Origin of the sequence: Actinacidiphila cocklensis (assembly GCF_907177275.1) — a bacterium.
GTDB classification, from domain to species: domain Bacteria; phylum Actinomycetota; class Actinomycetes; order Streptomycetales; family Streptomycetaceae; genus Actinacidiphila; species Actinacidiphila cocklensis.
Genome location: NZ_CAJSLV010000048.1, coordinates 165,555 through 190,906 on the forward strand (window position 1 = coordinate 165,555; position 25,352 = coordinate 190,906).

Genomic DNA, 25,352 nt, shown 5'->3' on the forward strand with positions numbered 1-25,352 from the left:
CGATGACGTCGTCCGCCTCCTCTCCACGCCTCCACATGCGCGACGATGGGCACCGGTAGGAACACCAAGGGCTCGACAGGCGGACACCCGGCCTTGGGCTGATATCCGACGACGAAGGGACGACGAGTGGGCTCGCGCTCGACGCCGTGGGGCGCGTACAAGACCATCACGGACGCCCTGCGCCGCCGCATCACCGCGGGCGAGTTTCCACCGGGCGTGCAACTCCCCAGCGAGGCCGCGCTTCGGGCGGAGTATGGCGTTGCCCGCAATACGCTGCGGCGCGCACTCTCCGACCTGGAACACGAAGGCCTGCTCGTCACCATGCCCGGACGCGGACGCCTCGCCGCATCCCAGATGGACACCACGCCCCCGGCACCGATCTTCCGGCGAATCTCCGCCGACCTCCGCGCCGCGATCGAACGTGGCGAGCTGAACCGAGGGGACATCCTTCCCAGCGAGGCCGCGCTGACAGCGCAATACGAGGTCTCCCGTTGGACAGCCCGACAAGCCCTCATCGATCTGGAGGCCGCAGGGCTGATCGAGACGCGTCACGGCAAAGGCAGGTTCGTGAAGTAGTGCGTGGCGCCGTTAGCCTCGACTCATGACGTCGGTCCCGTGGTCACAGCAGCTTGCCGGCGACCTGCTCGCCGGACCGCTTCCGCGCCGCTGGGCGCACTCGCAAGGCGTCGGCCGCAAGGCCGAGTCCATCGCCCGCGTCCTCGGGGCCGATGCCGAGCTGCTGATCTGTGCCGCGTGGCTTCACGACGTCGGGTACGCGCCGTCGCTCGTCAAGACAGGCCTTCACTCCCTCGACGGCGCCCGCTACCTACGCGACGTGGAGCAGGCCGACCCCCGCGTGTGCGCCCTGGTCGCGTACCACTCCTGCGCTCACATCGAAGCCCGCAACCGCGGCCTTGGCGAAGAACTCGACGCAGAGTTCGAGCCCCCCACCGGATTGCTCACCGACGCCTTGACCTACTGCGACATGACGACGACACCGTACGGTGAGCCGGTCGGCGTCGAGACGCGGCTGTCCGAGATCCTTTCGCGCTACGGCCCCGGGGCTGTCGTCACCGAATCCATCACCGAAGCGAGCCCGCACATCATCGGTTCGGCACGGCGGATCGAGGCTCTGCTCGTCACGTAGCCGAGCGCTGCGCGCGGATGAGCGTTCCCTGTTCGTCGCGGTTCCAGTGGCGGCCGGCGCTGTCGAGGAACTCGATCTCTATCGGCTCCGGCTCGACGTACGACCGCAGCCATTCGCGCGGCGCGGGGCGTCGTATGGTCTGGCTCGGTGGGACGAGGCCGATGAACTCGGTCTGCGACTCCTCCCCCGGGAGGGCGGGCAGCGGGAGTTCGACCTCGTATATGGGCATGTCGCTGGCGTTGTGGACGTGGAAGGAAAGCTCCCGCGAGCCGTCGTCCCGGCGGTAGGCCTCGACCCACGCGCTGACGCGCGCCGCCTGGGCGCGGCGGGCCTCCTCGTCGCGGTCGGCCTCTCGGCGGTGTTCGCGGCGGAGGAGGACGAATCCGGTGCCGAAGGCGCCGACCGTGCCGATGGAGGAGAAGACGTCGGCCGCGGTGCTGACCCAGTCGCTACCCAAGCTGCGGCAGCCCTTCACCTTGCAGGTAGGCGTCGATCCGGTGGCGCATGGAGTCGTCCATCTTCAGGCCCTGGACGTCGTCGCGCGGGACCCAGACCACCTCACGAGACTCGTCGCTCGGAGTCGGCTCGCCGCCGACGTACTCCGCGGTGAAAACGATCGAGAACTCCTGCCGCACCTCGTCATTGCTCGTGTAGTGGATGAGGTGGCGGGGGTCGGTGTAGATACCGACGAGCCCGGTGACCCGGCAGTGGATCCCGGTCTCCTCCAGGGTCTCCCGGACCGCCGTCTGCACGATCGACTCCCCGAGGTCCATCGCTCCCCCGGGCACGGCCCAATTGCCGTTGTCGCTGCGGCGGATCATCAGGATGCGCCCCTCGCGGTCGGTCACGACGGCGTTCGCGGACGGGACGAGGCTGTTGGCGGACGGCGCACTCGGGTCGTCGAAGTAGTCGATGCGGCTCGGCATGGTCGTCATGTCTCCAGTTCCCGGGCGCGGTCCCAGACGCGTTCGAAGCTGTCCAGATAGTTGGTGACCATGCTGCCGCCGGCGACCTTGCGCAGGTGGATCACCGGGGCGTGCGTAGCAGAGAACCCGTAGATGTGGGTGTTGACGAGAAGCTGGTCGTCCGCGCGAAAGATCGAGTTGTAGAGGATCGTGTCGTGAAGACGGAACTCGATTCCCTCGACGCTCCGCAACCGCCTGTACATCACCAGGGCGTTCCGGATCTTCGCGGCCAGTGCACCGTCAAGGCCCTCGTCCGCGCTGCGTTGGGTGACGGCCGGACTCTCGGGGTCGCCGATCAGTATCCGCACGCGCACACCCGCGTCGGCCTTGGCGCGGAAGACCTGGTGCGTTCCCGCGTCCTCCGACAGGAACAGCCCGCTGTAGACCAGGACGCCGATCTCCTGCTCCGCCGTCTCGAACATGCGCCGCCACAGGTCGGACGGAACCGCCCAGCGGTGCGGGTAGACGGTGAGGATCTCGCTCTCCGAGGCGCCCGCGACCTGGTCGGGTGTCAGCGCGTCCGGCCACAGGTAGGTCTCGTCCAAGCCGAGTTGCGAGGCTACGGCGTACCGGTGGCGCCGGTAGGGCGTCCGGTTGGTCGTTACCCAGCGCTCCACGGTCTTGGGATCCACGTCGATCGCGTTCGCCAACTCATCAAGTGTGAGACCGCGTTCCAGCAACGCGGCCCGAAGGCGCTCATTCTGCATGCATCGACCCCAAGACGTCACGAGACGGCTCCACGATAGGCGGGACGTCTCGCACACGTCCAGTCATGTAGTGATGACGTACCGCGCACCGGGCGCACTCTCGGTGACGTCGAAGCCGCCCCGGCATCGACGACCACCGGCAGAGTCGCAGCGCCCGGAGATCCCAGCCTTGACACCTCGTCAGTCGCTGGGCATCGTAAATCTGCACATGTTCAACATGTTCAGATTCTGGGCGGTGCGCTCCCCGCGAGAAGGGAGTTGTCACCGTGACCGCAGACCCGAACCACGACGAGGAAGTCCGATGCCAGTGCGGAGCCCGGCTCACCGAGCACAGGCGCACCCGGAAGAGCGGCTTAGGACAGTGCCGCAAGTGCCGTGCCCGCGCCCGCTGGCAGCGGAACGAGCAGGCACAGCGCCGGATCGCCGCACGGCAGATGCGGAGGCGCTGACCATGATGGTCACCGTGTCGGCCGCCGTACTGCTGGGCTGTCTGGTCTGGCTGCTGTGGAGGTACGCGAACGTTCGTGCCTGGCATGCAGCCCTCTGCGCCCTGTTCGGCTTCTACCTGGCGTCCTCGTCGTCCGGTCCGCACATCGCGAGCGCACTTCGGACGCTCGCGCAGTCGATCTCCACGCTCCACCTGTAGAGAGGAGACGAGCCTTGTCATCGAAGGCTGAGACGGCCGCGCCGCGCGACGCGTGGGTGATGGCCGGGATGGCCACGGCCGCCGCTTCCGCGGCAGTGGCGAGCTTCACCGGACTGCGCGGGCTCGCGCTGGACACCGGGTGGCCGCCACGGCTCGCGTGGCTGCTGCCGGTCACCATCGACGCATACGCGATGACGTCCGCGCGGGTCTGGCTCGCCGGGACCACCCGGGCGCCGCACGCCCGGCGGTTCGCGCGGGCAAATGCCATCGGCGCCATCACGGCGAGCATCGCCGGGAACGCGACGTACCACGCGGCCGCGGTCGGACTGATCGCCATCTCGTGGCCGATCGTCGTCCTCGTCGGCGCCGTCCCGGCGGCCGTCCTCGGACTCACCGCGCACCTTCACGCGGTACGGAGTCCGGACGAGCACGACGACATGGCGGTACGGACCTCGACCGCCGACCAGGCCGGTCCTCGGGACCGTCCCGCCGTCCGACGCCGTACCGCAAGCCGCCGTCCCAAGACTCGGAGCGAAGACGAACTCTGGCAGGCCGCACAGGACGCCGACGCCCGCCACCGGGCCGAGCACGACGGCCGGCCCATCACCCGGGACGCCTTGCGCACGACCCTGCGCATCGCCGGGCCACGCGCGACCGACTTCCGGCGCCGGCTCGCCGAAGCGCCCACACCTGACCCCGACCGAAAGGAGGCGGAACCCACCCCATGACCAGCAACGCACCACGCCCCACCCTCGACAAGGAGGCCGTGTCCCACCACCTCGCCATCGCCACGCGCCGCCGCACGCCCGCCGCGCTGCGGACCGCGCTCATGGACATCCCCGTCCTGCTCGCGGAGACCAAGCGACTGGCAACCCTGCTCACCGCTGCCCGCACCGAGTGCGCGAACCTGCTCGCCGCCGCTCGCGCCACGCTCCACGCCCAGGACGACGGCGAGCCCGACCCGCTCTCGTACGTGCGCGACGAGGTCGCCGCGCACGCCCCCCTCACACGGGACGAACGATGAGGGCGTACGGACGCCGCGCGCGCCGCAACCGAAGGTCGCAGCCGTTGATGATCGTCGCCGACGAGTCGCCCCTCCTCGACGCGCTCACCGGACTGGCCCGGCTGACGTTCCGGTACCGCTCGGAACTCGCCCCGATCACCACCGCGCTCGGGCTCGGACTCGCCGGGCTCTGGCTCCACGCCACGCACCCCGCGTGGTGGCCGTACGCGCCCGGCGCCGTCCTCGTCCTCATGCTGGGCGTGCTCAGACGCCTGGACCGCCCCGAGGAACGCCTCTACGCCGCCCTCGTGGGGGCCGGGGCGGGCGCCTGGCTCGCCGCCGCGACCCGGCTCGGGCCGACCCACCGGCCTTTGCCGACCGTGCTCGCGGTGACGACTCTGGCCGCCGGCATCCCCTGGTGGACCCATCGTCGCCGTCGCGTGCGCGTCACGGTGGACCGCACCATCCGCGCGTGGCCGAACGTCGCAGAAGCCGTAGGGCTCGCCGGATCGCGCGTCCTGTCGGCCGTCGTCGACCTCTGGGGCTGGCGTGCCCGCATGACCCTCCGCCCCGGCCAGACCATCGCCGACGTCATCGCGCACGTACCCGCCATAGAATCCGGGCTCGGCACCCGCCCCGGCGCCGTGCGCGTCGAGCCCGACCCCGCGCACGCCGGGCGGTTCCTCATGCGGGTGCTCGCGGACGACCCGCACGCCACCGCGATCCCCTGGCGCGGCCCGTCCGCCCAGACCATCGGCAAGCCCATCGACCTGGGCGTGTACGAGGACGCCACCCCGGTACGCGTGGCGTTCCTGCGCCGTCACGCCCTGGTCGGCGGTATCGCCGGGTCGGGCAAGAGCGGCGTCCTCAACGTCATCGTCGGCAACCTGGCGGCCTGCCCCGATGTCGTGCTGTGGGGCGTGGACCTCAAGGGCGGCATGGAGCTGCGGCCGTGGGCGTCCTGCCTCGACCGGCTCGCCACCACGCCCGCCGAAGCGGCCACCCTCCTCCGTGACGCCGTACGCGTCATCGAAGCCCGCGCCCGCGCCATGAGCGAGAGCAACGCCCGCGTGCGGGAACCCACCCCTCAAGCACCCGCACTGGTGATCATCATCGACGAGTACGCCGAACTCGCCGAGAACGCCCCGCAGGCGGCAACGGCCGCCGACTCGGTCGCCCGGCGCGGCCGTGCCGTCGCCGTCACCCTGCTCGCCGCCACCCAGCGGCCGACCCAACAGGCCATGGGCAAGGGGGCCGTCCGCTCCCAGATGGACATCCGCATCTGCCTGCGCGTTCGCGAACGCAAGGACACGGACCTCGTCCTCGGACAGGGCGCGCTCGCCGCCGGCTGGCTCGCGCACACCCTCGACGCCCCCGGCAAGTTCCTCGTCTCCGCCGAAGGACTCGACCAGCCCCGGCGAGCCCGCGCCTACCTCGTCACCGACGACGACGTACGCACCACGGCCGCGCGCCACTCCCCCGACCGTCCACCGCTCGACGCGCTGTCGGCTGCCGCGCTCGACGGCGACGAGCCGGAGCCCGACGACGTCGTCGACGCCGAGATCGTCACGGACGCCGACCCCGAACTCACCCTCTGGACCGCCCTGCGCGACTCCCCCGACGAAGGGGTGTCCGTATCCGACCTCATGAACATCACCGAGATGGGCCGCACATGGATCTACGACCGCCTTCAAGCGCACGCCCGAGCCGGCCGAGCCCGGCAGGTGGCCCGTGGCCGCTGGCGTGCCACCGACCACAACCGCCCGCCGTCCGTATAGCCGTCCGCGTCCGCGCGGACGTCCGCACCCTCGCACGCGTCTGCGCAGCAAGGGCCTCGTACGGACAACGGACGGACGACCGCGCGGACGCGCTCACCGCTCTCGGACTCACCGAGAGGAGACGCCCACGACCACCACCGAGCCCCCGCCGCCTTCGAGCGGCAGAAGCACCCGACCCCGCGCCCGCCGACTCGTCATCGCCGACGAGGAACTCCTCCTGCAAGCCCTCGTGCTCGTCGCACAGGACATCGCCCGTCGACCCGAGGACCCGCCCGACAGCTCCGCACCGCCACTGACGAGAGGACGACATGACCCAGCCCGTGATCCGCCACCACGACCAGCCCAACCACGCCCCGCGCAAGCGCGCTCTCACCTACCTGCGCGTGTCGTCGGCCGGTCAAGTCGACACCGACTACGACCCCGAAGGCATTTCGCTCCCCGCTCAACGAGCCGCCGTCCAGCGCCGTGCCGCGGAACTCGACGCCGAGATCGTCGGCGAATACGTCGAGCCCGGCCGGTCGGCGACCTCGACCGACAAGCGACCGAAGTTCCAGGAAATGATGGCCCGGCTCAAGTCCGAGCACGACATCGGCTACATCATCGTGTACGCCCGCAGCCGGCTGCACCGGAACAGCATCGACGCGGCTATCACCAAACGCGAGTTACGCGAGGCCGGCGCCGTCCTCGTCTCGGTGATGGACCACACCGAGGACTCCGCCATCGGCGACCTGGTGGGGACCGTGCTCGACGGCGTGAACGAATACCAGTCGCGAGCGTCCGGAGCCGACATCGCCTACAAGATGGGCCAGAAGATCAAACACGGCGGCTCCGTAGGCATCGCGCCCATCGGCTACCTCAACGTGCGCGAGATGTTCGAGGGGCGCGAGGTCCGGACCGTGGTCGTCGATCCCGTCCGCGGCCCCTTGGTGACCATGGCCTTCGAGCTGTACGCGTCCGGCGCCTACGGGTTCCACGCGCTTATTCAGGCCCTCACCGACGCCGGGCTCCGCAGCCGCCCGAACCGCCGCTACCCGGCCGGACCGATCTCGATCAACGCGCTCGGCAAGCTGCTGCGCAACCGCTACTACCTCGGCTACGTCAGCCACAGCGGCCAGGAGTACCAAGGCCGCCATCAGCCGCTTGTCACCCCGGAGCTTTTCGCCAGGGTGCAGCAGATGCTAGAAACCCGCCGCATCGGGGGGACCAGGGAGCGCCGCCACAACCACTACTTGAAGGGCACTGTCTGGTGCCACAGATCCAAAGAGCGCCTCATGATCATGCGCGGCAAGAGCCACACGGGAGAGCTGTACTTCTACTACTTCTGCAAAGGGCGCCAGGACCACACCTGCGACCTGCCGTATCTGCCCGTCGCACGTGTCGAGACGGGCGTCCTCGACGCCTACGCCACCATTGCCCTGCCACTGGATCTACGCGACCGCATCGCGGCCCGCATGGACGAAGCCATGGGCGAGGCAGCCACCATCAGCGCGGACATGCACCACCGGCTCACCGGCGAGCTGAAGCGGCTCGACAAGCAGGAAGACCGCTTCCTCGACCTCGTCGGTGACGACGACTGGCCGCAGGAGAAGATCGCCGCGCGCCTCCGCACCATCCGCGACGAGCGCAGCCGCCTCGCTCGACAGCTCGACGACACCGACCGTCCTGACCTCGACACGGGCCGTGACACCCTCGCCTATCTGATCGACCTGCTCGCCGAACCCCAGGAGCTCTACCGCCAGGCCGGCAAACGCGCCCGCCAGGTGCTGAACCAGGCCTTCTTCCGCCGCCTCTACCTCGACGCGGACGACGACGGCCCCTACGTGGCCTCCGACGAACTCACGGCCGCCTTGGCGCCCCTCGTCGACCTGGCCCGCAGGCCGGCGCTCGGCGCCCCGTACAACGACAACGGCGCCACCCAGGTGGGTGACGCCGTGACGTCTGCGGACCTTCTTCGAACCTCACTCCGTGGAGGAGGTTCGAGTAAGACCACGGTTGTGGAGCTACGGGGAATTGAACCCCGGACCTCTTGCATGCCATGCAAGCGCTCTACCAACTGAGCTACAGCCCCGCTGCGGTCCCGGTATGCCCGGCGACCTGGGGTTACTTTACACGCTGCACGGGCAGGGGCTGCAAATCCATTGCGGCCGGCGTCGGGGCGGGCGCGGCGAAGTTCATGAAGTGTCAACAATCGGCGGCGCGTTGCCGGGTTACGGTGGCAGCGGCTGAGTGGACGAGAGAGGTGGAGACCGCTGTGACCTCCGCGTTCGACCCGATTGACCTGGGCGGGAGCCGGTTGCGGAACCGGATCGTGATGGCGCCGATGACCCGCAGCCGGGCCTACGGTCCCGGGCTGAGCCCGACCGCGAGCACCGCGGCGTACTACGCGCAGCGCGCGTCCGCGGGGTTGATCGTCACCGAGGGCACGCAGCCGTCGGTCGTGGGGCAGGGCTATCCGGACACGCCGGGACTGCACAGCGCGGAACAGCTCGCCGGGTGGCGGCGGGTGACCGACGCCGTGCACGCGGAAGGCGGGCGGATCTTCGCCCAGCTGATGCACACCGGGCGGATCGGGCACCGCTCGCTGCTGCCCGGCGGGCTGCGGCCGGTGAGCGCGTCGGCGGTACGGCCCAAGGGCAGCGTCTACACCGCCGAGGGGCCGCAGGAGTTCGAGGAGCCGCAGGAGCTGACCGAGGAGGACATCGCGCGGACCGTCGAGGACCACGCGGCCGCGGCCCGCAACGCGGTGGCGGCGGGCTTCGACGGCGTCGAGGTGCACGCCGCCAACGGCTACCTGGCCCACCAGTTCCTCGCGCCGAACGCCAACCTGCGCACCGACGGCTGGGGCGGCTCGCCCGAGCGGCGGGCGCGCTTCGCGGCGGAGCTGGTCACGGCGGTCGCGGACGCGATCGGCGCGGAGCGCACCGGCCTGCGGATCTCCCCCGGCAACTCACTGGGCGACATCGACGAGCCCGACCCCGAGCCGGCGTACGCGGCGCTGCTGCGCTCCCTTGAACCGGTCGGCCCCGGCTACCTGCACATCATGGAGACCGGCGAGCGGTCGCTGACCCTGGAGCTGCGCAAGCGCTTCGCGGGCGTGCTGATCCTCAACGCCCGCACGCAGGGCCGCCCGTCAGGCCCCGAGGAGCTGGCCCTGGTCGAGGACGGCACCGCCGACATGGTCTCCTACGGCGCCCTCTTCCTCGCCAACCCCGACCTGCCGGAACGGCTCCGCGCGGGCGGCCCGTTCAACACCCCGGACCGGGCGACGTACTACGGCGGCGGCGACCGCGGCTACACCGACTACCCGGCACTGGGCACCCCGTAGCCCCCGCTGCGCCGGGCGCCCCGCGGGGCGCCCGGCACCGTGTCAGGCCGTACGGGTCCGGCTCCGTCCCAGCGCCACCGCCGTACCCGCCAGGCACAGCGCGGCCAGGGCGACGGCGGTCACCGCGAAGGCGTGGGCCGAGGGGTGGACGCCCGGCAGGTCGAGCCGGTTGAGGAAGAGCGTGCCGAGCGCGGCCACGCCGAGCAGCTGGCCGAGCTGCGTCACCGTGGCCAGCAGCCCGCTGGCGTCAGCGGCGTCCTGCGGGGCGACCGTGGACAGCGCCAGGGTGAAGGTCGGGCTGAAGCCGAGGCCCAGGCCGCCGCCGAGGGTGAACAGGCACACGTACAGCGCGGCTCCCCCGTCCCCGCCGCCGCGCAGCGCCAGGCCGAGCCCGGCGAAGGACGCGGCGGCCAGCAGCAGGCCCGCGGCCGGCAGCCAGGTCCGCCAGGACACCGGCAGCCGGCGCCAGTTGAGGCCGACGCCGCCGAAGCTGACCGCGGCGACCGCGAAGGTCAGGCCGGTGCGCAGCGCGCTGAAGCCGAGCCCTGACTGCAGGTGCAGGGCGACCGCGAAGAGGAAGCCCGCGTTGACCGCCATCGTCGTCATGATCACGATGACCGCCCGCAGCATGCCTGGCGCCCGCAGCACCCGCGCCGAGACCAGCGGGGAGCCACCGCGCCGGGCGAGCCGCGACTCCAGCACCATGAACAGGCAGAAGAACACGACGCTCAGCCCCAGGCAGACCCATCCCCACACCGGCCAGCCCTCCTCCTGCCCCAGCACCAGCGGGACCGTGAGCAGTGTCACAGCCGCCGCCAGCGCCGTCAGGCCCGGAAGGTCAAGGCCGCGGCGCCGGACGGGGTCGCGCCGCCCGTCCTCGGGCAGCACCCGCGGGGCGATCACCAGCATCGCCGCGCCGATCGGCACGTTGACCAGGAAGACCGGCCGCCACCCGGCGCCGAAGAGGTCGGCGCTGACCAGGATGCCGCCCAGCGACTGGCCGAGCGCGGCGCCCGAGGACAGCACGGCCGAGTAGACGCTCATCGCCCGGGTCCTGGCCTCACCGCTGAAGGTGAGCTGGAGCAGGCTGAGCACCTGCGGGATCATCAGCGCGGAACCGACGCCCTGGACGAAGCGGAAGCCGATCAGCTCACCGGTGTTCTGGGCGAGGCCGCAGGCCAGCGAGGCGACGGTGAAGACCGCGAGGCCCGTGACGAACAGCCGCCGGTGCCCGAACAGGTCGCCGAGCCGCGCCCCGGTGATCAGCAGCACCGCGTAGGCGATGGTGTAGCCGGCGATGATCAGCTGGAGCGAGGCGCCCGAGGCGTGCAGGTCGGTGCGGATCGTCGGGGCGGCGACGTTGACGATGAAGACGTCGAGCAGGGCCATGAACTGGCCGATGAGGATGGTGGCGAGCAGCAGGCCGGGCCGCGGCCCCGCTCTGCCGGGCTTCGTGGCGCCGGGATCGACGGCGGGGCGGTGGGCGGTCGGCGCGGTCGCGCCGTTCATCACGGGCTGTGTCATGCGTCGAGCCTGGCGGCAGGGCGGTACCGGTAACGAGAGCCCGGTGATCCTGGTACTGCCAGCACCTGGCAGGCGTACTGCGCATTGGGGAGTATGACCGTATGCCCAGCACTCCGGCATCGCCCGCCACCCGGTCCGTACCCGCCGAGCCCGACCGGCAGACCGGCGGCGCGCGGCAGAAGGGCGCCGCCCGCCGCACCGAACTGGCCGCCTACCTGCGCAGCCGCAGGGCCAGGATCACCCCGGAGGACGTCGGCATGCCGCCCGGGCTGCGGCGCCGCACCCCGGGGCTGCGGCGCGAGGAGGTCGCGCAGCTCGCCGGGGTCGGTGTGACCTGGTACACGTGGCTGGAGCAGGGCCGCCCGATCAACGCCAGCGTCCAGGTGCTCGACGCGGTGGCCCGGGTGCTGCAGCTCGACGCGACCGAGCGCGAGCACCTCTACCGGCTGGCCGGCATCCCGTTCGTGAGTGAGCCGAACTCCGACGCGGAGACCGTCGGCGTGGAGTCGCAGGGCATCCTGGACGCCCTCGACCCGCTGCCCGCCGCGATCTACAACGCCCGCTACGACGTGCGCGCCACCAACGCGACCTACCGCACGCTGTGGCCGATGACGTCGATCGTGGCGCGCTGGGAGCGCAACGTGCTCTACAAGCTCTTTACGGTGCCCGAGTGCTGCATGACCTTCGTCAACAGCGCGGAGGAGCTGCCGTGGATGGTGGCCCAGGTGCGCAGGAGCTACGGGCGGCACGTCGGCGAGCCCGCGTGGGAGTCCTTCATCGCGCTGATGGTCAAGGAGAGCCCGACCTTCGCGCAGCTGTGGGCGAGCGGCAACGTGGCGGCGCCGGGCAAGCGGGTCAAGGCCTTCCGGCACGAGGGCATCGGCGTGATCAACATGACGTCGATGTCATTGAGCATCGACGGGATGGCCGGGCACCGCTTCGTGGTCTACACCCCGGTCACCGAGGACGACCGGCTGCGCATCGAGCGGCTGCGGCAGATCGGCGACCCGGTCGTCGGCTGCTCCCTGCACGGCCGCCCGCTGTCGGTGATCATGGCGGAACGGGAGGCGGCGGCCGCCTCGGACTGCGACAAGTCCGCCTGATCAGCCCGATCCGGCTGGTCTGCCCGGCAGAACGCGGAAGGCGAGACCCTTCCGCATGTGCGGAGGAATCTCGCCTTCTTCCTGTGGAGCTACGGGGAATTGAACCCCGGACCTCTTGCATGCCATGCAAGCGCTCTACCAACTGAGCTACAGCCCCGCGCCTGTCAGGTTTCCCCTGACGACGTGAAGAAGCATAGCCGGTGGGTGGACCGGAAACGAAATCGGCTGTGCCAGGCCCTACGCGTCGCCGTGCGCGTCGTCCTACGCGTCGTCGCCGAGGACCGGCTCCGGCAGGGTGCCGGCGTTGTGCTCGGTCAGCCGCCAGCCGCGCGCGCCCTCGCCGAGGACCGACCAGCAGCAGTTGGACAGGCCGCCGAGCGACTCCCAGGTCAGCGGGTCCAGGCCGAGCAGCCGGCCGATGGTCGTACGGATCGTGCCGCCGTGGCTGACCACGACCAGCACGCCGCCGTCGGCCAGCTCGTCCGCCGCGGCGAGCACCACGGGCGCGGCCCGGTCGGCGACCTCGGTCTCCAGCTCGCCGCCGCCCCTGCGGACCGGCTCGCCGCGCTTCCACGCGGCGTACTGCTCGCCGTACGAGGCCAGGATCTCCTCGTGGGTCAGGCCCTGCCAGTGCCCGGCGTAGGTCTCCTGCAGGCCCTTGTCGTACGTGACGGACAGCCCGGTGAGCGCCGCCAGCTCGGCGGCGGTGGCGGCGGCCCGGTTCAGGTCGGAGGAGACGATGGCGTGCGGCGACAGGGCGGCCAGCAGCCGGGCCGAGCGGCGGGCCTGGGCCACGCCGGTCTCGGTCAGCTCGATGTCGGTGTTGCCCTGGAAGCGCTGCTCCAGATTCCACGCCGTCTGACCGTGCCGCCACAGCACGATCCGGCGGCCCCTGCCGCTCGTCTGCCGGCTTGCCTGCCCGCTCAGCTCAGCTCCCCGTCCTCGTCCGCCGCGGCGGTGGCCGCGGCATGCTCCTTGCCCTTGCCCCGGGTGGCGACCGCGTCCGCAGGAAGTTCGATCTCCGGGCAGTCCTTCCACAGCCGCTCCAGAGCGTAGAAGACCCGCTCCTCGGAGTGCTGCACGTGGACGACGATGTCGATGTAGTCGAGCAGCACCCAGCGGCCGTCCCGCTCGCCCTCGCGGCGGACCGGCTTGACGTCCAGCTCCTTGAGCAGCGTCTCCTCGATGGCGTCGACGATCGCCTTGACCTGCCGGTCGTTCGGTGCGGACGCGACCAGGAACGCGTCGGTGATGGACAGCACGTCGCTGACGTCGTAGGCGATGACGTCGTGCGCGAGCTTGTCGGCGGCGGCCTGCGCGGCGGCGCGGGTCAGCTCGATGGAACGGTCAGTGGCGGTCACAGAAACGGCTTTCCGGTCGGGGGCTGGACTCCTTCAAGGGTCTCACGACCCTCGGACAGCCCCCGACCGGTTTTCGATCACCGCTCCGCACTCACCGCACCGTCACTGCGTCGGCGGCTTGTAGTCCTTGCCGAGCGTCACCGCGATGTCGGCGTTGGACGGCACCTTGCCCTTCTTGACCGCGGTCGGCGCCAGGCCGAGCGTGGCGGCGACGTCCTTGGCCGCGGCGAGCCGCGCCGGGTCGGTGTAGAGCACCTCGGAGGTGCTCTGGGTCTTGGCGGCCTTGCCGCCGGCGACGTAGGTGTACGTGCCGCCGTTGACGATCGCGGCCTGGGCCAGCGGGGCCGACTTCGAGCTGCCGGTCGCGATGCTGACCAGGACCCGCGGCTGGGTGGTGCCCGCGGACTGCTTGACGGTGCCGCCGAGCACGTCCTTGACCAGCGTGTCGGTGTCCTGGCTGAGCGTGCCGTCCTTCTGCACCGGCAGCAGCGTGGTGCCGTACGCGCCGGTCTTGGCCAGGTCGGCGAGCTGGGCGAGCGAGGCGCCGAGCTGCTTGTCGGTGAGCGACGGGTCGAGGATCTGGCCGAGCGACTGCACGGTCCTGGTCGCGCCCGTGGCGTCGCTCGGCATCTTCTTGAGCACCGCCTGCATGACCTGTCCGAAGCGGCTGAGCTGCTTGGTCTGCGGCTCGCCTGCGGCCCGGTAGGTGGCGTAGGCGACGGCGGCTTGGCCGGTCAGCTCCTGCTGCTTGCCCTGCCGCACCAGGGTCTTCCCGCTGTCCTTGCCGGTGCCCTTCACCGCGGCGTCGGTGTCGACGTAGATGTCGCCGAGCGCGTCGACCAGCAGCTCCAGATACGGGCTGTCCAGCCGCCAGCTGCCCTTGATGTCGGCGCCGAGCAGGGTGCCCAGCGAGTCCCGGGTCGGGCCGATGCCGTCGCCGACCGACTTGTCCAGCGGCGCCGCGGCGCCGTCGTCCGAGGTGATGGACAGGGTGTTCGGCAGCAGCAGGGTGGTGCCGCGGCCCTTGGTGGCGTTGTCCACCAGCAGCGCGGTGTCGCTGGGGCCGCCGTTCACCGGGATCATGTGCACGACTATGACGTCGCGTTTCTGCGCTCCGCCGGTCGCGGCCTGCACGGCCTTGGTCTTGCCGAACCCGGGCAGCTTGCCGGCCTGCCACAGGTAGCCGGTGCCGCCGAGCAGCGCCAGGACCAGCAGCACGACCAGGCCGGTCTTGCGGTTGCGCCCGCGCCGCTTGGCCTCCTCGCGGCGCTCGGTGCGCGACTCGGAGAACTTGAGCCAGTCGATGACCTCCTCGGACTGCTCGGACTCGTCGTCGACGAAGTCGAACATCTCCGTCTGGTAGCCCGGCCGCCCGCCGCCGCCCGCGGCGGCCGGCTCCTCGGCCTCGCCGGCCTGCACGGGCATCTGCCCGGTCTCGTACACCGCGTGCTGACCGGTGTCGTACACGGGCTGCTGGCCGGTCTCGTACACCGGCATCTGGCCGGTCTCGTAGGCCGCGTGCTGGCCCGTGTCGTACACGGCGTGCTGACCGGTGTCGTAGACCGGCTGCTGGCCGGTCTCGTACACCGGCATCTGGCCGGTCTCGTAGGCCGCGTGCTGGCCCGTGTCGTACCCCTGCGGCTGCTGCGGCTGCTCGTAGTAGGGCTGCTGCGGCTGCTGCGGGATCCAGCCCTGCTGCTGGCCGGGCGGGGGCGGCGGGGCCGGGCGGCCGCCGTAGGTCTGGTACGGGTCCTGGTAGCCGGGCTGCTGCGGCACCTGGGGTGCCTGCGGCGCCTGCGGCGCCTGCGGCTGCACGGGGTTTCCGTACTGGTCGTAACCGTAGGACTGCTGCTGGTAATAGGGGTCCTGCGGGTAAGGGTCCCTCTCGTCGTCGGGTCCGCCCTCGGCATATTGCCAACGGGGGTTTGCGTCGTTCACGAGGAACCCCTTCACCTGCTTTGTTTCGCGGCGCCTGCTACCCGGAAGCGTCCCGGTAGAGCGCGCGCTTGTCGATGTAGCGCACCACCCCGTCCGGAACCAAGTACCAGACCGGATCCCCCTTGGCCACCCGCTGGCGGCAGTCCGTCGAGGAGATCGCCAGCGCCGGGACCTCCACGAGCGAGACTCCGCCCTCGGGGAAGCCCGGGTCCGACAGCGTATGCCCAGGACGTGTGACCCCGATGAAATGTGCGAGCGAGAACAGCTCCTCGGCATGCCGCCAGGAGAAGATCTGCGAGAGCGCGTCCGCGCCCGTGATGAAGAACAGCTCGGCCGTCGGGTGCTCGGCCCGCAGGTCGCGCAGGGTGTCGATGGTGTACGTGGTGCCCGCGCGGTCGATGTCGCTGCGGCTGACCGAGAACGTCGGGTTCGACGCGGTGGCGATCACCGTCATCAGATACCGGTCCTCGGCCGCCGACACCTGCCGGTCGCTCTTCTGCCAGGGCTGCCCGGTCGGCACGAAGACCACCTCGTCGAGGTGGAAGAGGCTCGCCACTTCGCTCGCGGCCACCAGGTGCCCGTGGTGGATGGGGTCGAACGTACCGCCCATCACACCGATACGGCGCTTGCTGTCGGACATGGCGCCGGTCAGTCCCGGTTGAAGCGCGTGACCAGCCACAGCAGGATCAGCAGGGCGCCCAGCGCGCCGAACCCGGTCAGGTACGGGCTCAGGCTGGGGTGGTTGCCGCCGTGGTCCTCGGCGAGGGTGGTCAGAGTGGAGACTGCGAGGGGCGACATGTCAGCGGGACCCTTTGCGAAGTCGGGGACGGGCGGGAAGACTCTGCGGACATCGTACGGGCGGCCCTGCGGGAACTTCGCGCAGGCTCTGCGCGTCCCTGACTATGTACCGGTGGGCTACCAGGGGGTTGGGCCAGTATGTCCGAGTCGAACGGACCGAACGACGATCGCGTGAGCACCGAGAAGCTGCCGGGACGCACCCGCACGAGATTCCCTGACATCTCCTCACGTGCCTACGAGCACCCCGCGGACAGGTCCGCCCTGGTGGCGCTGCGCAAGCTCACCGGCTTCGACACGGTCTTCAAGTCGCTCAGCGGGCTGCTGCCCGAGCGCAGCCTGCGGCTGCTGTTCCTCTCGGACTCCGTCCGGGTCAGCGACGAGCAGTTCGCGCATCTCAACGCGATGCTGCGGGACGCCTGCTACATCCTGGACCTGGAGAAGGTCCCGTCGATGTACGTGACGATGGACCCGCAGCCCAACGCCATGTGTATCGGCATGGACGCGCCGATCATCGTGGTCACCACCGGTCTCGTCGAGCTGCTGGACGAGGAGGAGATGCGCGCGGTCATCGGCCACGAGGTCGGCCACGCACTGTCCGGCCACTCGGTCTACCGGACGATACTGCTCTTCCTCACCAACCTGGCGCTGCGCGTGGCGTGGATACCGCTGGGCAATCTGGCAGTGCTGGCGATCATCACCGCGCTGCGCGAGTGGTTCCGCAAGTCGGAGCTGTCCGCCGACCGGGCCGGGCTGCTGGTCGGCCAGGACCTGCAGGCCTCGATGCGCGGCCTGATGAAGATCGCCGGCGGCAACCACCTGCACGAGATGAACGTCGACGCGTTCCTCAAGCAGGCCGACGAGTACGAGGCGGCGGGCGACCTGCGCGACTCGGTGCTCAAGATCCTCAACGTGCTGCCGCGCAGCCACCCCTTCACCACCGTCAGGGCCGCCGAGCTGCGCCGCTGGGCGGGCACCCGGGAGTACCAGCGGTTGATGGACGGGCACTACCCGCGGCGGACGGAGGACAAGGACGCCTCGGTCTCCGACGCCTTCCGCGACTCGGCCAGCCACTACGCCGACACGGTGAAGAAGTCCAAGGACCCGCTGATGGGCCTGATCCGCGACATCACCAACGGCGCGGGCGACGTCGGCGGCAAGCTCAGGGACCGCTTCACAGGAGGCGGAACGTCGCAGGCGACTGCGGAACGGCCTTCGGGGTCAGCAACAGACTCCGACTTGCCGGACGACGACGAGCAGCCGGAGAGCCCGCTGCCGTAGCCGTGGCCCCCGTAGCGGCGGTCGTGGCCGCCGCCGGGGGCGATGCGGGAGGGTCCGCCGCCCCGCTGCCCGTCGCGTCGGTGAGCGGGGCGCACACGGCGCCCGGCGGGTGCGCGCGGTTGTACGGGTCGGCGCCGGCGACCGCGTCGGGCGCGGAGTGGCCGGCCAGTATCGGCCGGAAGTAGCTCTGCACCTCGGCCGAGCAGGCCAGCGGCCCGGCCGCGACGTCCGCCTGCACCACCTCGATGTGGTGCCGGGTCAGCTCCCGGTGGTCGAAGTGGAAGCGCAGCTTCCGCCGGACGGTGAACAGCGACACCGCGCCCGTGGGGTCGGACGAGCCGCGGATGGCGTAGACGTAGGTGTGGTCGGCGACGATCTCCAGGTGGTCGTCACCGGTCTCGGACGCCGTCCAGCCGCCGTTCACCCGGATGCCCGCGTTGCCGCCCGCCAGCTCCACCCGCACCTCGGGGTCGGGGTCGAAGCGCACCATCCAGCCGGTGACCTCGCGGGAGCCGTCGGCAGCCGGGTCGCTGAGGCTGCTGTCGAACTGGTCGATCTGGCTCGGATCGAGCAGCGCGCGCACCTCCCGCACATCGCCGCCGGTGACGGTCTGCTCCTCCAGCGCGGATTCGGTGATGAAGTCCACGGCGGTGTCGTAGCCCTCGCTGACCTCACCCTCGGAGTATCCGCCGATCCGGTGCATCTCCTCGGGCACGTTCAGCCCGCGGACGCCGTCGGCGTAGCCGGCCGCCGCGGTGCCGGTGAAGGGCGCGGCAGGGGAGACGGCGGGCACGCGGCCGCCCGGCACCAGCGGGATCACCGTGACGCGCAGCTGCTCGCCGGTGCCGGTGTCGTGGGCCTTGTAGGGGTGCCGGACCCCCATGTAGATCGCGAAGCCGAAGGCCAGCACGATGAGCAGGATCAGGGCCACCGCCTGGCGGGCCAGGCCGCGGGGCAGCACATGGCGGATCCTGACCGGATGGGCGGCGTCGTCCTGCCGCTCGCGCGCGGAGTACTCCTGGATCCGGGCAGCTCTCACGAACGATTCGTCGAAGACGACGGATCGGTACTCGTCCTCACCGCCTCCTGAGGCGCCCTCGGGCGTGCCCTCAGGAGGGTCTCCAGGCCCGCTCATAGCACAAGGTTAAGTCTGCGGACGCGGGAATAAACTCCCCGGTACCGGCCGAGTTGACACGGGATCAGGGGACGGGGGTACTGGCGACCGGCGGCATCAGCCGGTCGCCGACCGGGCTGCCGCTGGACGGCGGGGGGTCGGCCGGCTGCCGGGTCGCGCCGCCCGCACCGCGGTAGACCGCGGCGAAGGTCAGGGCGACCACGCCTATGCCCATGACCACGGCAAGAGCCCAGGCCACCGGGCGGTGCCAGCGGGTGCTGCTGCCCCGGTAGGGATGCCCGGCGGCGTACAGCGGATCGCTTTCCGGGAAGTCGGCGTCGTCGCCCGCCTCGGGGACCGCCGAGCGCGGGTTTCTGCGCCGCCCGGGCCAGCCGGGCGGTAGCGCGGGACCTTCGGCGACGGCCAGCATCCGTTCCCGGGCCGTGGGCTCGTGGAACAGAGCAGACCGTACGAATTCTTCGTCGAGGACTACGGAGGCGAATTCGTCATCGTCCGACATCTGTCCAGAGTAATGCGGAAGTTGGCCCTTTGGGCAGGGGAATCCCGGTTGGCTGCGGTCCGGCCGTTCACCCGGATGGCCCAACCCCGGGCGGAACCGGCCCGCCGCAGGTCAGCGGGTGTGGCCGTCGCCGGTGACGATGTACTTGGTGGAGGTCAGCTCGGGCAGCCCCATGGGGCCGCGGGCGTGGAGCTTCTGGGTGGAGATGCCGATCTCCGCGCCGAAGCCGAACTGGCCGCCGTCGGTGAAGCGGGTCGAGGCGTTCACCATCACCGCGGCCGCGTCGACCAGCTGGGTGAAGCGGCGGGCCGCGGGCTGCGAGCCGGTCACGATCGCCTCGGTGTGGCCCGAGGACCACAGCCGGATGTGGGCGACCGCCGCGTCCAGCGAGTCCACCACGCCGGCGGCGATGTCGTAGGACAGGTACTCGGTCTCCCAGTCCTCCGCGGTCGCCGGCACCACGGTGGCCTTGCTGCCGGCCGCCTCGGCGGCGGCCACCACGTGCGGGTCGCCGTGCACGGTGACGCCCGCCTCCGCCAGCGCCTCCAGCGCGCGGGGCAGGAACAGGTCGGCGATGTCGCGGTGCACCAGCAGCGTCTCGGCGGCGTTGCACACGCTGGGCCGCTGGGCCTTGGAGTTGACCAGGATCTCCACGGCCATGTCGATGTCGGCCTGCGCGTCGACGTAGACGTGGCAGTTCCCGGTGCCGGTCTCGATCACCGGGACGGTGGAGCCCTCGACGACGGTACGGATCAGGGCGGCGCCGCCGCGCGGGATCAGCACGTCGACCATGCCGCGGGCGCGCATCAGCTCGGTGACGGACTCCCGGCTCTCCCCTGGCACGAGCTGCACGGCGTCGGCGGGCAGCCCGGCGCCGCCGACCGCGTCCCGCAGCACGGCGACCAGGGCGGTGTTGGACGCGTAGGCCGACGACGAGCCGCGCAGCAGCACCGCGTTGCCCGACTTCAGGCACAGCGCGGCGGCGTCCACGGTCACGTTGGGCCTGGCCTCGTAGATGATGCCGACGACGCCGAGCGGCACCCTGACCTGGCGCAGGTCGAGGCCGCCTGGCAGGGTCGAGCCGCGCAGCACCTCGCCGACCGGGTCGGGCAGGCCCGCCACGTGCCGCACGTCGGCGGCGATGGCGGCGATCCGCTCCCTGGTGAGCGTCAGCCGGTCGACGATCGCCGGGCTGGTGCCGGCCTCCTCCGCCCGGGCCACGTCCTCGGCGTTCGCCGCGACGATCTCCTGGGTGCGCACGATCAGCGCGTCCGCGACGGCCAGCAGCGCGTCGTCCTTCGCGGACCGCGGCAGCGGGGCCAGGTCCGCCGCGGCGGCTTTGGCGCGGTAGGCCGCGAGCATCACGGGGGACTTGGGGAGGGCATCCATGCCCGTAGCGTACTGACCGCGAAGTGCCCGCGCCCGGTCCGCCCACGCGCTGGACGGCGTCCCTTCGGCCGAGGAGCGTCAGAAGGGGTGGACGCCGGCCGGGACGGCGGGAGCGGGGCCGGCGGCCAGCCGCTGGTGGTAGGTGTCGCGGTCGACGACCTCCAGGCCCACCGTCTCCCACGGCGGCAGCCCTGCGGTCGAGCGGTGCTCGCCCCACAGCCGCAGCGCCAGCGCGGCGGCGTCGTGGACGTCCCTGGCCTCCTCCCAGTAGCGGATCTCCGCGTGGTCGGGGGCGTAGCGGCTGGTCAGCAGGAAGGGGTGGTCGTTGGCGAGCTGCTCCAGGCCGCGGCGCAGCTCCGCCAGCGAGGTCAGCGGCCCGGCGACGCTGAGCGTGACATGCCACAGCCGGGCGGCGGGCCTGTCCTGCGTCCGCGACTGGTACGGCACCACCGCGCCGTCCGGTGCCCCGCGGTCGACGCTGACCAGCGCGCGCTCCGCCGAACTCCTGGTCGACGGCCCCGGGCGCCCTCGTTTCACCAGCGGCCTCCCTGTGGGTTGCGTCCGCCGCCGCCCGCCCCGTCCGTGCCGGCGGGCGCGGACCCGGGCGGTGGCAGGGACGTACCTGCGCATCGCATCCTCATCAAAGTTGACCAGGCTCCGGCAGGCGGCGGGGGCCTTTTCCGCAAGAAGTCCCCGACGAGGTCAGCGCGTCAGCCCCTGCCGCCTCAGCAGCACCAGGTCGTCGCGGTGCACGACCTCCCGCTCGTAGGCGGGTCCCAGCTCCGCCGCCAGGTCGCGGGTGGAGCGGCCGAGCAGCCTGGGCAGCTCGCGCGCGTCGTAGTTGACCAGGCCGCGGGCCACCGCGAGGCCCGACTCGTCCACCAGGTCCACCGGGTCGCCCGCGGCGAAGTCGCCCTCCACCCCGGTGAGCCCGGCCGGCAGCAGCGAGCTGTGCCGCTGGGTGACCGCGCGGACCGCGCCGGCGTCGAGCCGCAGGGCGCCGCGCGGGGCGGACGCGTGGGCGAGCCACAGCAGCCGGTCGGCGGAGCGCTTGCCGGTGCGGTGGAAGTGGGTGCCGGTGGGGCGGCCGGCCAGCGCGTCCGCGGCGTGCACCGCGGAGGTCAGCACGACGGGGACGCCCGCGCCGGTCGCGATGGCGGCGGCCTCGACCTTGGTGACCATCCCGCCGGTGCCGACGCCGGCCCGGCCGGCGCTGCCGATGGACACGCCTTCCAGGTCCCCCGGTCCTGTGACCTCGGCGATCAGGCGGGTGCCCGGGGTGCGCGGGTCGCCGTCGTAGAGCCCGTCGACGTCGGAGAGCAGCACCAGCAGGTCGGCCCGCACCAGGTGGGCGACCAGGGCGGCGAGCCGGTCGTTGTCGCCGAAGCGGATCTCGTCGGTGGCGACCGTGTCGTTCTCGTTGACGACCGGCAGCGCGCCCATCGCCAGCAACTGGTCCAGGGTGCGGTAGGCGTTGCGGTAGTGGGCGCGGCGGCTGACGTCGTCCGAGGTGAGCAGCACCTGGCCGACGCGGATGCCGTAGCGGGCGAAGGAGGCGGTGTATCGGGCGACCAGCAGGCCCTGCCCGACGCTGGCCGCGGCCTGCTGCCGTGCCAGGTCGCGGGGTCTGCTGGGCAGCCCGAGCGGGGCGAGCCCCGCGGCGATGGCGCCGGAGGAGACCAGCACGATCTCCCGGTCCTCGCGTGCCTTGGCCAGCACGTCGACCAGGGCGTCCACCCGGTCGGCGTCCAGGCCGCCGGCGGCCGTGGTCAGCGACGAGGAGCCGACCTTGACCACGACTCTGCGGGCCTCCACCACGTCCTGCCGTGCCGCCGTCGTCACGTACGTCCGTCCCTCGTGTCGGGGTGTGCGCTGCCGCCGCGCGCCGGTGCCGCGGCTACTGCGGGTGGCGCAGCTGCCAGCCCGCCCAGGCCGAGACGACCATCCCGCGGATGTCGTGGGAGGCCGACCATCCCAGTTCCCTGCTGATCGCCTCGGCGGACGCGACGACCCTGGCCGGGTCCCCGGGGCGGCGTGCGACCACCTCGGGGGCGATCCCAGTGTGGCCCGAAACCTCCTGGATGATGCGCACCATCTCGGCCACCGAGACGCCCTCGCCGCGGCCGATGTTCAGCACCAGCTGCGCCTCGCGGTCCTCGGCGAGCCGGCGGGCGGCGGCGACGTGCGCGGAGGCGATGTCCTCGACGTGCACGTAGTCGCGGATACAGGTGCCGTCGGGCGTGGGGTAGTCGGCGCCGAAGACCAGCGGGGGCAGCCCGCGGGTGAGCCGGTCGAAGACCATCGGCACCAGGTTGGTGGCGCCCGGGTCGCTCAGTTCCGGGCTCGCGGCGCCCGCGACGTTGAAGTACCGCAGACACGCGGTGGCCATTTCGTGCGCTCGGCCGACTGCGGCGACCAGCCGTTCTCCGGCCAGTTTGGTCTCGCCGTACGGGTTCATCGGCTCGCACGGGGTCTGCTCGGTGACCAGGTCCACGTCGGGCATTCCGTATACGGCCGCGGACGAGGAGAAGACGAAGCTGCGCACCTGCGCGTCGACGGCCGCCTCCAGGACGGTCCGCAGGCCCTCGACATTCTCCCGGTAGTACCACAGCGGGCGCTCGACGGACTCGCCGACCTGCTTCTTCGCCGCGATGTGGACGATGCCGCGCACCTCGTGCTCGTGCAGCACCCGGTCGAGGACCGCCCGGTCCAGGACGCTGCCGCGCACCAGCGGCACACCGGCGGGCAGCCGTTCCGGATGACCTGCGCTCAAGTCGTCGACGACAACGACAGGCTGCCCGCCGGCGACGAGCGCCTTGACGACATGTGAACCGATGTAGCCGGCGCCGCCGGTAATCATCCAGGTCATGGCCGGAAGTCTAACGATCGGACCGGATATCGCCGCATGCGGTGTCGTACCCGAGGGATAGACTCCGCCCACCAGAACCGGACGGATCTTCGAATAGATCCGGTTGCAGCGGTTCGGGGATTCACTGCTTGAGATCCCATGGGGGGATTAGTGTCAGAATCCAAGCCGGCACGGCCCAACGGCCGCCGGCGTCTTGTGGCGGCCTGCACGGCCGGCATCCTTTCGCTCGGCGCCTTCGCGCTGAGCTCGGGCGCACAGGCCGCAGAGCCCGGTGCGCACCACGTCGCGGATCGGTCCACCGTGTCCGCGGCGCACGTTCCGCACATCTCCGCGCCCACCGCGTCGGTGAACAAGTCGAAGCTGGCGGCGGGCGCCGCCGTCCAGACCCCGGCACCCGTCCGCTACGACATCGACGGCGACGGGGCCGGTGACCAGCTCTACCGCGGTGTGGACTTCAACTGGTACAACTCCCTGGCCGACGGGAACCACAGCCTCGGCGACTCCACCGAGCAGTACGTGGATGTGATCACCCCGGGCAACATCGACGGGGCGACCGGTCCCGACGTCCTGGGGCTGACCGCCAGCGGCAAGCTGGAGATGTTCAGCGGGTCGAACTTCCCGGCCTCCTCGTCGTGGACCAGCACCGGCTGGACCATCTACAACAAGGTCTTCGCGCTCGACGACGTGACCGGTGACGGCATCCCCGACATCGCCGCGCGGACCTTCGACGGCCACCTGTACCTCTTCCCGGGCACCGGGAGCGGCAGCGCGCCGTTCAAGACCCGCCTGCTCATCGGCAGCGGCTGGGCCGTCTACGACCAGCTGGCCGGCGCCGGGGACCTCGACGGTGACGGCATCAGCGACCTGGTCGCACGCGACACCGCGGGGAACCTGTACTTCTACAAGGCCACCGGAGTCGCGGCCGCGCCCTACAAGGGCAAAGCGCTGATCGGCACCGGCTGGAACACGTACAACCAGATCATCGGCCTCGGCAACGGCGAGTCCGGTGCCGGCTTCGTGACCGGCCGGACCGTCAGCGGTGACCTGTACCAGTACGCGGCGAACGGCGCCGGAGGCCTCAAGCCCCGCTATCTGTGGAGCACCGGTGCCGGGGAAATCGACGTCATGGCCGGCATGGGCGGCATCCAGAACTGGGGCAAGAAGTGGCTGGCCGGCGTCACGTCGTCCGGTTCGATGTACGGCTACGTACCCACCAACACCGGGACGTTCTACGGGCGGGACCCGGTGGGCGACCCCGGCGACTTCGCCGGCGTCTCGAACATGGCCGCCGGCGTCTCGTCGACCGACGAGGGCTACCCGGAGCTGTTCATCAGCGCCGGCGGCACGCTCTACAACTACGCCCGCGGCGCCATCACCAGCGGTTGGTCGTACAACCTGACGGTCGCCCCCGGCGACGTCAGCGGCGACGGCAAGAGCGACCTGCTCGCCCGCAACTCCTCGGGGCAGCTGTACCTCTTCCGCGGCACGGGCACCGGCACCGGTTACTCCGCCCGTACGCTGATCGGCGGCGGCTGGGGCGTCTACAACGCCATCATCGGCGCCGGCGACATGACCGGCGACGGCCGGACCGACATCCTGGCCCGTGACACGGGCGGCACGCTGTACATCTACAAGGGCACCGGCAACGCGTCGGCGCCGTTCGCGGGCCGGGTCAAGCTCAGCTCGGGCTTCGGCGGGTACAAGAAGATCGCCACCGCCGGCGACATCGACGGCAACGGCCTGGCCGACCTGCTCGCGGTGAACTCCGCGGGCACGATGTACCGCTTCAGTGCCCACGGCACCGGGCAGTTCTCCGCCGGCGTCGCGCTGGGCGGCGGCTGGAACACCTACTCCAAGCTCTTCTGAGCCCGTGAGGTTCTGAGGGCC

The 25,352-nt window shown here is 71.3% G+C and carries 25 protein-coding genes, 2 tRNA genes and 1 pseudogene; 11 read left to right on the forward strand and 17 right to left on the reverse strand.

What is annotated here, in order from left to right; genetic code table 11:
* Positions 1 to 126: 126 nt before the first annotated feature.
* Both NFU81_RS11750 and NFU81_RS11755 read left to right on the forward strand, forming a co-directional pair.
* Positions 127 to 576 carry a GntR family transcriptional regulator gene (locus tag NFU81_RS11750; protein ID WP_251488514.1) on the forward strand — a complete coding sequence of 150 codons (450 nt, stop codon included), beginning with the start codon at positions 127 to 129 and terminating at the stop codon, positions 574 to 576.
* 25 nt (positions 577 to 601) lie between these two features.
* Entirely contained in the window at positions 602 to 1,147 is a 546-nt protein-coding gene (locus NFU81_RS11755) for an HD domain-containing protein (RefSeq protein WP_251488516.1), read from the forward strand.
* Here NFU81_RS11755 and NFU81_RS11760 read toward each other — a convergent pair.
* From NFU81_RS11760 to NFU81_RS11770, 3 genes are read right to left on the reverse strand one after another with little or no spacing between them, the layout of a single operon-like run.
* Positions 1,140 to 1,604: a hypothetical protein gene (locus tag NFU81_RS11760; RefSeq protein ID WP_251488518.1), complete on the reverse strand. Its 465-nt coding sequence runs from the start codon at positions 1,602 to 1,604 to the stop codon at positions 1,140 to 1,142. The genes NFU81_RS11755 and NFU81_RS11760 overlap by 8 nt on opposite strands.
* Positions 1,597 to 2,082, reverse strand: a complete 486-nt coding sequence (locus tag NFU81_RS11765; RefSeq protein WP_308208277.1) for an NUDIX hydrolase — start codon at positions 2,080 to 2,082, stop codon at positions 1,597 to 1,599. The genes NFU81_RS11760 and NFU81_RS11765 overlap by 8 nt, the downstream gene beginning before the upstream one ends.
* A complete protein-coding gene (locus NFU81_RS11770; RefSeq protein WP_308208278.1) occupies positions 2,079 to 2,762 on the reverse strand; it encodes a DUF5919 domain-containing protein in 684 nt (227 codons plus the stop codon). The genes NFU81_RS11765 and NFU81_RS11770 overlap by 4 nt, the downstream gene beginning before the upstream one ends.
* 508 nt (positions 2,763 to 3,270) lie before the next feature.
* On the opposite strand from NFU81_RS11770, the gene NFU81_RS11775 reads away from it, so the two are divergent.
* From NFU81_RS11775 to NFU81_RS41255, 5 genes and pseudogenes are all read left to right on the forward strand, one after another.
* A complete protein-coding gene (locus NFU81_RS11775; protein ID WP_251488522.1) occupies positions 3,271 to 3,465 on the forward strand; it encodes a DUF2304 domain-containing protein in 195 nt (64 codons plus the stop codon).
* Between the two features lie 14 nt (positions 3,466 to 3,479).
* Positions 3,480 to 4,193 carry a DUF2637 domain-containing protein gene (locus NFU81_RS11780; protein ID WP_251488524.1) on the forward strand — a complete coding sequence of 238 codons (714 nt, stop codon included), beginning with the start codon at positions 3,480 to 3,482 and terminating at the stop codon, positions 4,191 to 4,193.
* Complete coding sequence (locus tag NFU81_RS11785) at positions 4,190 to 4,489, forward strand: hypothetical protein (protein WP_251488527.1); 300 nt, start codon at positions 4,190 to 4,192, stop codon at positions 4,487 to 4,489. The genes NFU81_RS11780 and NFU81_RS11785 overlap by 4 nt, the downstream gene beginning before the upstream one ends.
* Positions 4,490 to 4,536: 47 nt before the next feature.
* Positions 4,537 to 6,246, forward strand: coding sequence for an FtsK/SpoIIIE domain-containing protein (locus tag NFU81_RS40810; RefSeq protein WP_274037279.1), 1,710 nt, complete (start codon positions 4,537 to 4,539; stop codon positions 6,244 to 6,246).
* A gap of 308 nt (positions 6,247 to 6,554) precedes the next feature.
* Positions 6,555 to 7,424: pseudogene (locus NFU81_RS41255) on the forward strand (recombinase family protein); the annotation flags it as partial.
* A gap of 817 nt (positions 7,425 to 8,241) precedes the next feature.
* Here NFU81_RS41255 and NFU81_RS11800 read toward each other — a convergent pair.
* A tRNA-Ala gene (locus tag NFU81_RS11800) sits at positions 8,242 to 8,314 on the reverse strand.
* 183 nt (positions 8,315 to 8,497) lie between these two features.
* Between NFU81_RS11800 and NFU81_RS11805 the strand changes: the two genes are divergently transcribed.
* Entirely contained in the window at positions 8,498 to 9,571 is a 1,074-nt protein-coding gene (locus NFU81_RS11805) for an alkene reductase (RefSeq protein WP_251488531.1), read from the forward strand.
* A 42-nt stretch (positions 9,572 to 9,613) separates the two neighbouring features.
* Here the strand turns inward: NFU81_RS11805 and NFU81_RS11810 are convergent, their stop codons facing one another.
* Positions 9,614 to 11,095, reverse strand: coding sequence for an MFS transporter (locus NFU81_RS11810; protein WP_422665179.1), 1,482 nt, complete (start codon positions 11,093 to 11,095; stop codon positions 9,614 to 9,616).
* 101 nt (positions 11,096 to 11,196) lie between these two features.
* Between NFU81_RS11810 and NFU81_RS11815 the strand changes: the two genes are divergently transcribed.
* Complete coding sequence (locus NFU81_RS11815) at positions 11,197 to 12,198, forward strand: helix-turn-helix transcriptional regulator (protein WP_251488534.1); 1,002 nt, start codon at positions 11,197 to 11,199, stop codon at positions 12,196 to 12,198.
* A gap of 84 nt (positions 12,199 to 12,282) precedes the next feature.
* Here NFU81_RS11815 and NFU81_RS11820 read toward each other — a convergent pair.
* The 6 genes from NFU81_RS11820 to NFU81_RS11845 form a co-directional block, all read right to left on the reverse strand.
* A tRNA-Ala gene (locus NFU81_RS11820) sits at positions 12,283 to 12,355 on the reverse strand.
* 104 nt (positions 12,356 to 12,459) lie between these two features.
* Entirely contained in the window at positions 12,460 to 13,125 is a 666-nt protein-coding gene (locus tag NFU81_RS11825) for a histidine phosphatase family protein (RefSeq protein WP_251489048.1), read from the reverse strand.
* Entirely contained in the window at positions 13,122 to 13,559 is a 438-nt protein-coding gene (rsfS, locus tag NFU81_RS11830) for a ribosome silencing factor (RefSeq protein ID WP_251488537.1), read from the reverse strand. The genes NFU81_RS11825 and rsfS overlap by 4 nt, the downstream gene beginning before the upstream one ends.
* 102 nt (positions 13,560 to 13,661) lie before the next feature.
* The gene (locus tag NFU81_RS11835; protein WP_274037281.1) at positions 13,662 to 15,497 is read right to left on the reverse strand and encodes an LCP family protein; all 1,836 of its coding nucleotides are present in this window, start codon (positions 15,495 to 15,497) and stop codon (positions 13,662 to 13,664) included.
* A gap of 37 nt (positions 15,498 to 15,534) precedes the next feature.
* On the reverse strand, positions 15,535 to 16,137 hold the full coding sequence (gene nadD / locus NFU81_RS11840) for a nicotinate-nucleotide adenylyltransferase (protein WP_251488540.1): 603 nt from the start codon (positions 16,135 to 16,137) through the stop codon (positions 15,535 to 15,537).
* 8 nt (positions 16,138 to 16,145) lie between these two features.
* Positions 16,146 to 16,295 carry a hypothetical protein gene (locus NFU81_RS11845; RefSeq protein ID WP_251488542.1) on the reverse strand — a complete coding sequence of 50 codons (150 nt, stop codon included), beginning with the start codon at positions 16,293 to 16,295 and terminating at the stop codon, positions 16,146 to 16,148.
* 171 nt (positions 16,296 to 16,466) lie between these two features.
* Here NFU81_RS11845 and NFU81_RS11850 point away from each other — a divergent pair, with 171 nt between their 5' ends.
* On the forward strand, positions 16,467 to 17,573 hold the full coding sequence (locus NFU81_RS11850) for a M48 family metallopeptidase (RefSeq protein ID WP_251488544.1): 1,107 nt from the start codon (positions 16,467 to 16,469) through the stop codon (positions 17,571 to 17,573).
* On the opposite strand, the gene NFU81_RS11855 is transcribed toward NFU81_RS11850, so the two are convergent.
* From NFU81_RS11855 to galE, 6 genes are all read right to left on the reverse strand, one after another.
* The gene (locus tag NFU81_RS11855) at positions 17,467 to 18,708 is read right to left on the reverse strand and encodes an SCO2583 family membrane protein (protein WP_251488546.1); all 1,242 of its coding nucleotides are present in this window, start codon (positions 18,706 to 18,708) and stop codon (positions 17,467 to 17,469) included. The two genes, NFU81_RS11850 and NFU81_RS11855, sit on opposite strands and share 107 nt — an antisense overlap.
* A 64-nt stretch (positions 18,709 to 18,772) precedes the next feature.
* Positions 18,773 to 19,207: an SCO2583/SCO2584 N-terminal domain-containing protein gene (locus NFU81_RS11860; RefSeq protein ID WP_251488548.1), complete on the reverse strand. Its 435-nt coding sequence runs from the start codon at positions 19,205 to 19,207 to the stop codon at positions 18,773 to 18,775.
* 111 nt (positions 19,208 to 19,318) lie between these two features.
* Positions 19,319 to 20,596, reverse strand: a complete 1,278-nt coding sequence (locus tag NFU81_RS11865) for a glutamate-5-semialdehyde dehydrogenase (protein WP_251488550.1) — start codon at positions 20,594 to 20,596, stop codon at positions 19,319 to 19,321.
* 78 nt (positions 20,597 to 20,674) lie between these two features.
* Complete coding sequence (locus tag NFU81_RS11870) at positions 20,675 to 21,133, reverse strand: hypothetical protein (RefSeq protein ID WP_251488552.1); 459 nt, start codon at positions 21,131 to 21,133, stop codon at positions 20,675 to 20,677.
* Positions 21,134 to 21,298: 165 nt separating this feature from the next.
* Positions 21,299 to 22,414, reverse strand: a complete 1,116-nt coding sequence (proB, locus tag NFU81_RS11875) for a glutamate 5-kinase (RefSeq protein WP_251489055.1) — start codon at positions 22,412 to 22,414, stop codon at positions 21,299 to 21,301.
* Positions 22,415 to 22,493: 79 nt separating this feature from the next.
* The gene (gene galE, locus NFU81_RS11880; protein ID WP_251488554.1) at positions 22,494 to 23,465 is read right to left on the reverse strand and encodes a UDP-glucose 4-epimerase GalE; all 972 of its coding nucleotides are present in this window, start codon (positions 23,463 to 23,465) and stop codon (positions 22,494 to 22,496) included.
* A 150-nt stretch (positions 23,466 to 23,615) separates the two neighbouring features.
* On the opposite strand from galE, the gene NFU81_RS11885 reads away from it, so the two are divergent.
* Complete coding sequence (locus tag NFU81_RS11885; protein WP_251488556.1) at positions 23,616 to 25,331, forward strand: FG-GAP repeat domain-containing protein; 1,716 nt, start codon at positions 23,616 to 23,618, stop codon at positions 25,329 to 25,331.
* The last annotated feature ends 21 nt before the right edge of the window (positions 25,332 to 25,352 follow it).

Excerpts from the sequence above, each read along its gene's own strand:
- NFU81_RS11785 (WP_251488527.1), top strand. The coding sequence starts at position 4,190 with ATGACCAGCAACGCACCACGCCCCACCCTCGACAAGGAGGCCGTGTCC.
- NFU81_RS11755 (WP_251488516.1), top strand. The coding sequence starts at position 602 with ATGACGTCGGTCCCGTGGTCACAGCAGCTTGCCGGCGACCTGCTCGCC.
- NFU81_RS11815 (WP_251488534.1), top strand. The coding sequence starts at position 11,197 with ATGCCCAGCACTCCGGCATCGCCCGCCACCCGGTCCGTACCCGCCGAG.
- nadD (WP_251488540.1), bottom strand. The coding sequence starts at position 16,137 with ATGTCCGACAGCAAGCGCCGTATCGGTGTGATGGGCGGTACGTTCGAC.
- NFU81_RS40810 (WP_274037279.1), top strand. The coding sequence starts at position 4,537 with ATGATCGTCGCCGACGAGTCGCCCCTCCTCGACGCGCTCACCGGACTG.
- NFU81_RS11765 (WP_308208277.1), bottom strand. The coding sequence starts at position 2,082 with ATGACGACCATGCCGAGCCGCATCGACTACTTCGACGACCCGAGTGCG.
- NFU81_RS11855 (WP_251488546.1), bottom strand. The coding sequence starts at position 18,708 with ATGAGCGGGCCTGGAGACCCTCCTGAGGGCACGCCCGAGGGCGCCTCA.
- NFU81_RS11775 (WP_251488522.1), top strand. The coding sequence starts at position 3,271 with ATGATGGTCACCGTGTCGGCCGCCGTACTGCTGGGCTGTCTGGTCTGG.
- galE (WP_251488554.1), bottom strand. The coding sequence starts at position 23,465 with ATGACCTGGATGATTACCGGCGGCGCCGGCTACATCGGTTCACATGTC.
- NFU81_RS11865 (WP_251488550.1), bottom strand. The coding sequence starts at position 20,596 with ATGGATGCCCTCCCCAAGTCCCCCGTGATGCTCGCGGCCTACCGCGCC.
- NFU81_RS11845 (WP_251488542.1), bottom strand. The coding sequence starts at position 16,295 with ATGTCGCCCCTCGCAGTCTCCACTCTGACCACCCTCGCCGAGGACCAC.
- NFU81_RS11810 (WP_422665179.1), bottom strand. The coding sequence starts at position 11,095 with ATGACACAGCCCGTGATGAACGGCGCGACCGCGCCGACCGCCCACCGC.
- NFU81_RS11860 (WP_251488548.1), bottom strand. The coding sequence starts at position 19,207 with ATGTCGGACGATGACGAATTCGCCTCCGTAGTCCTCGACGAAGAATTC.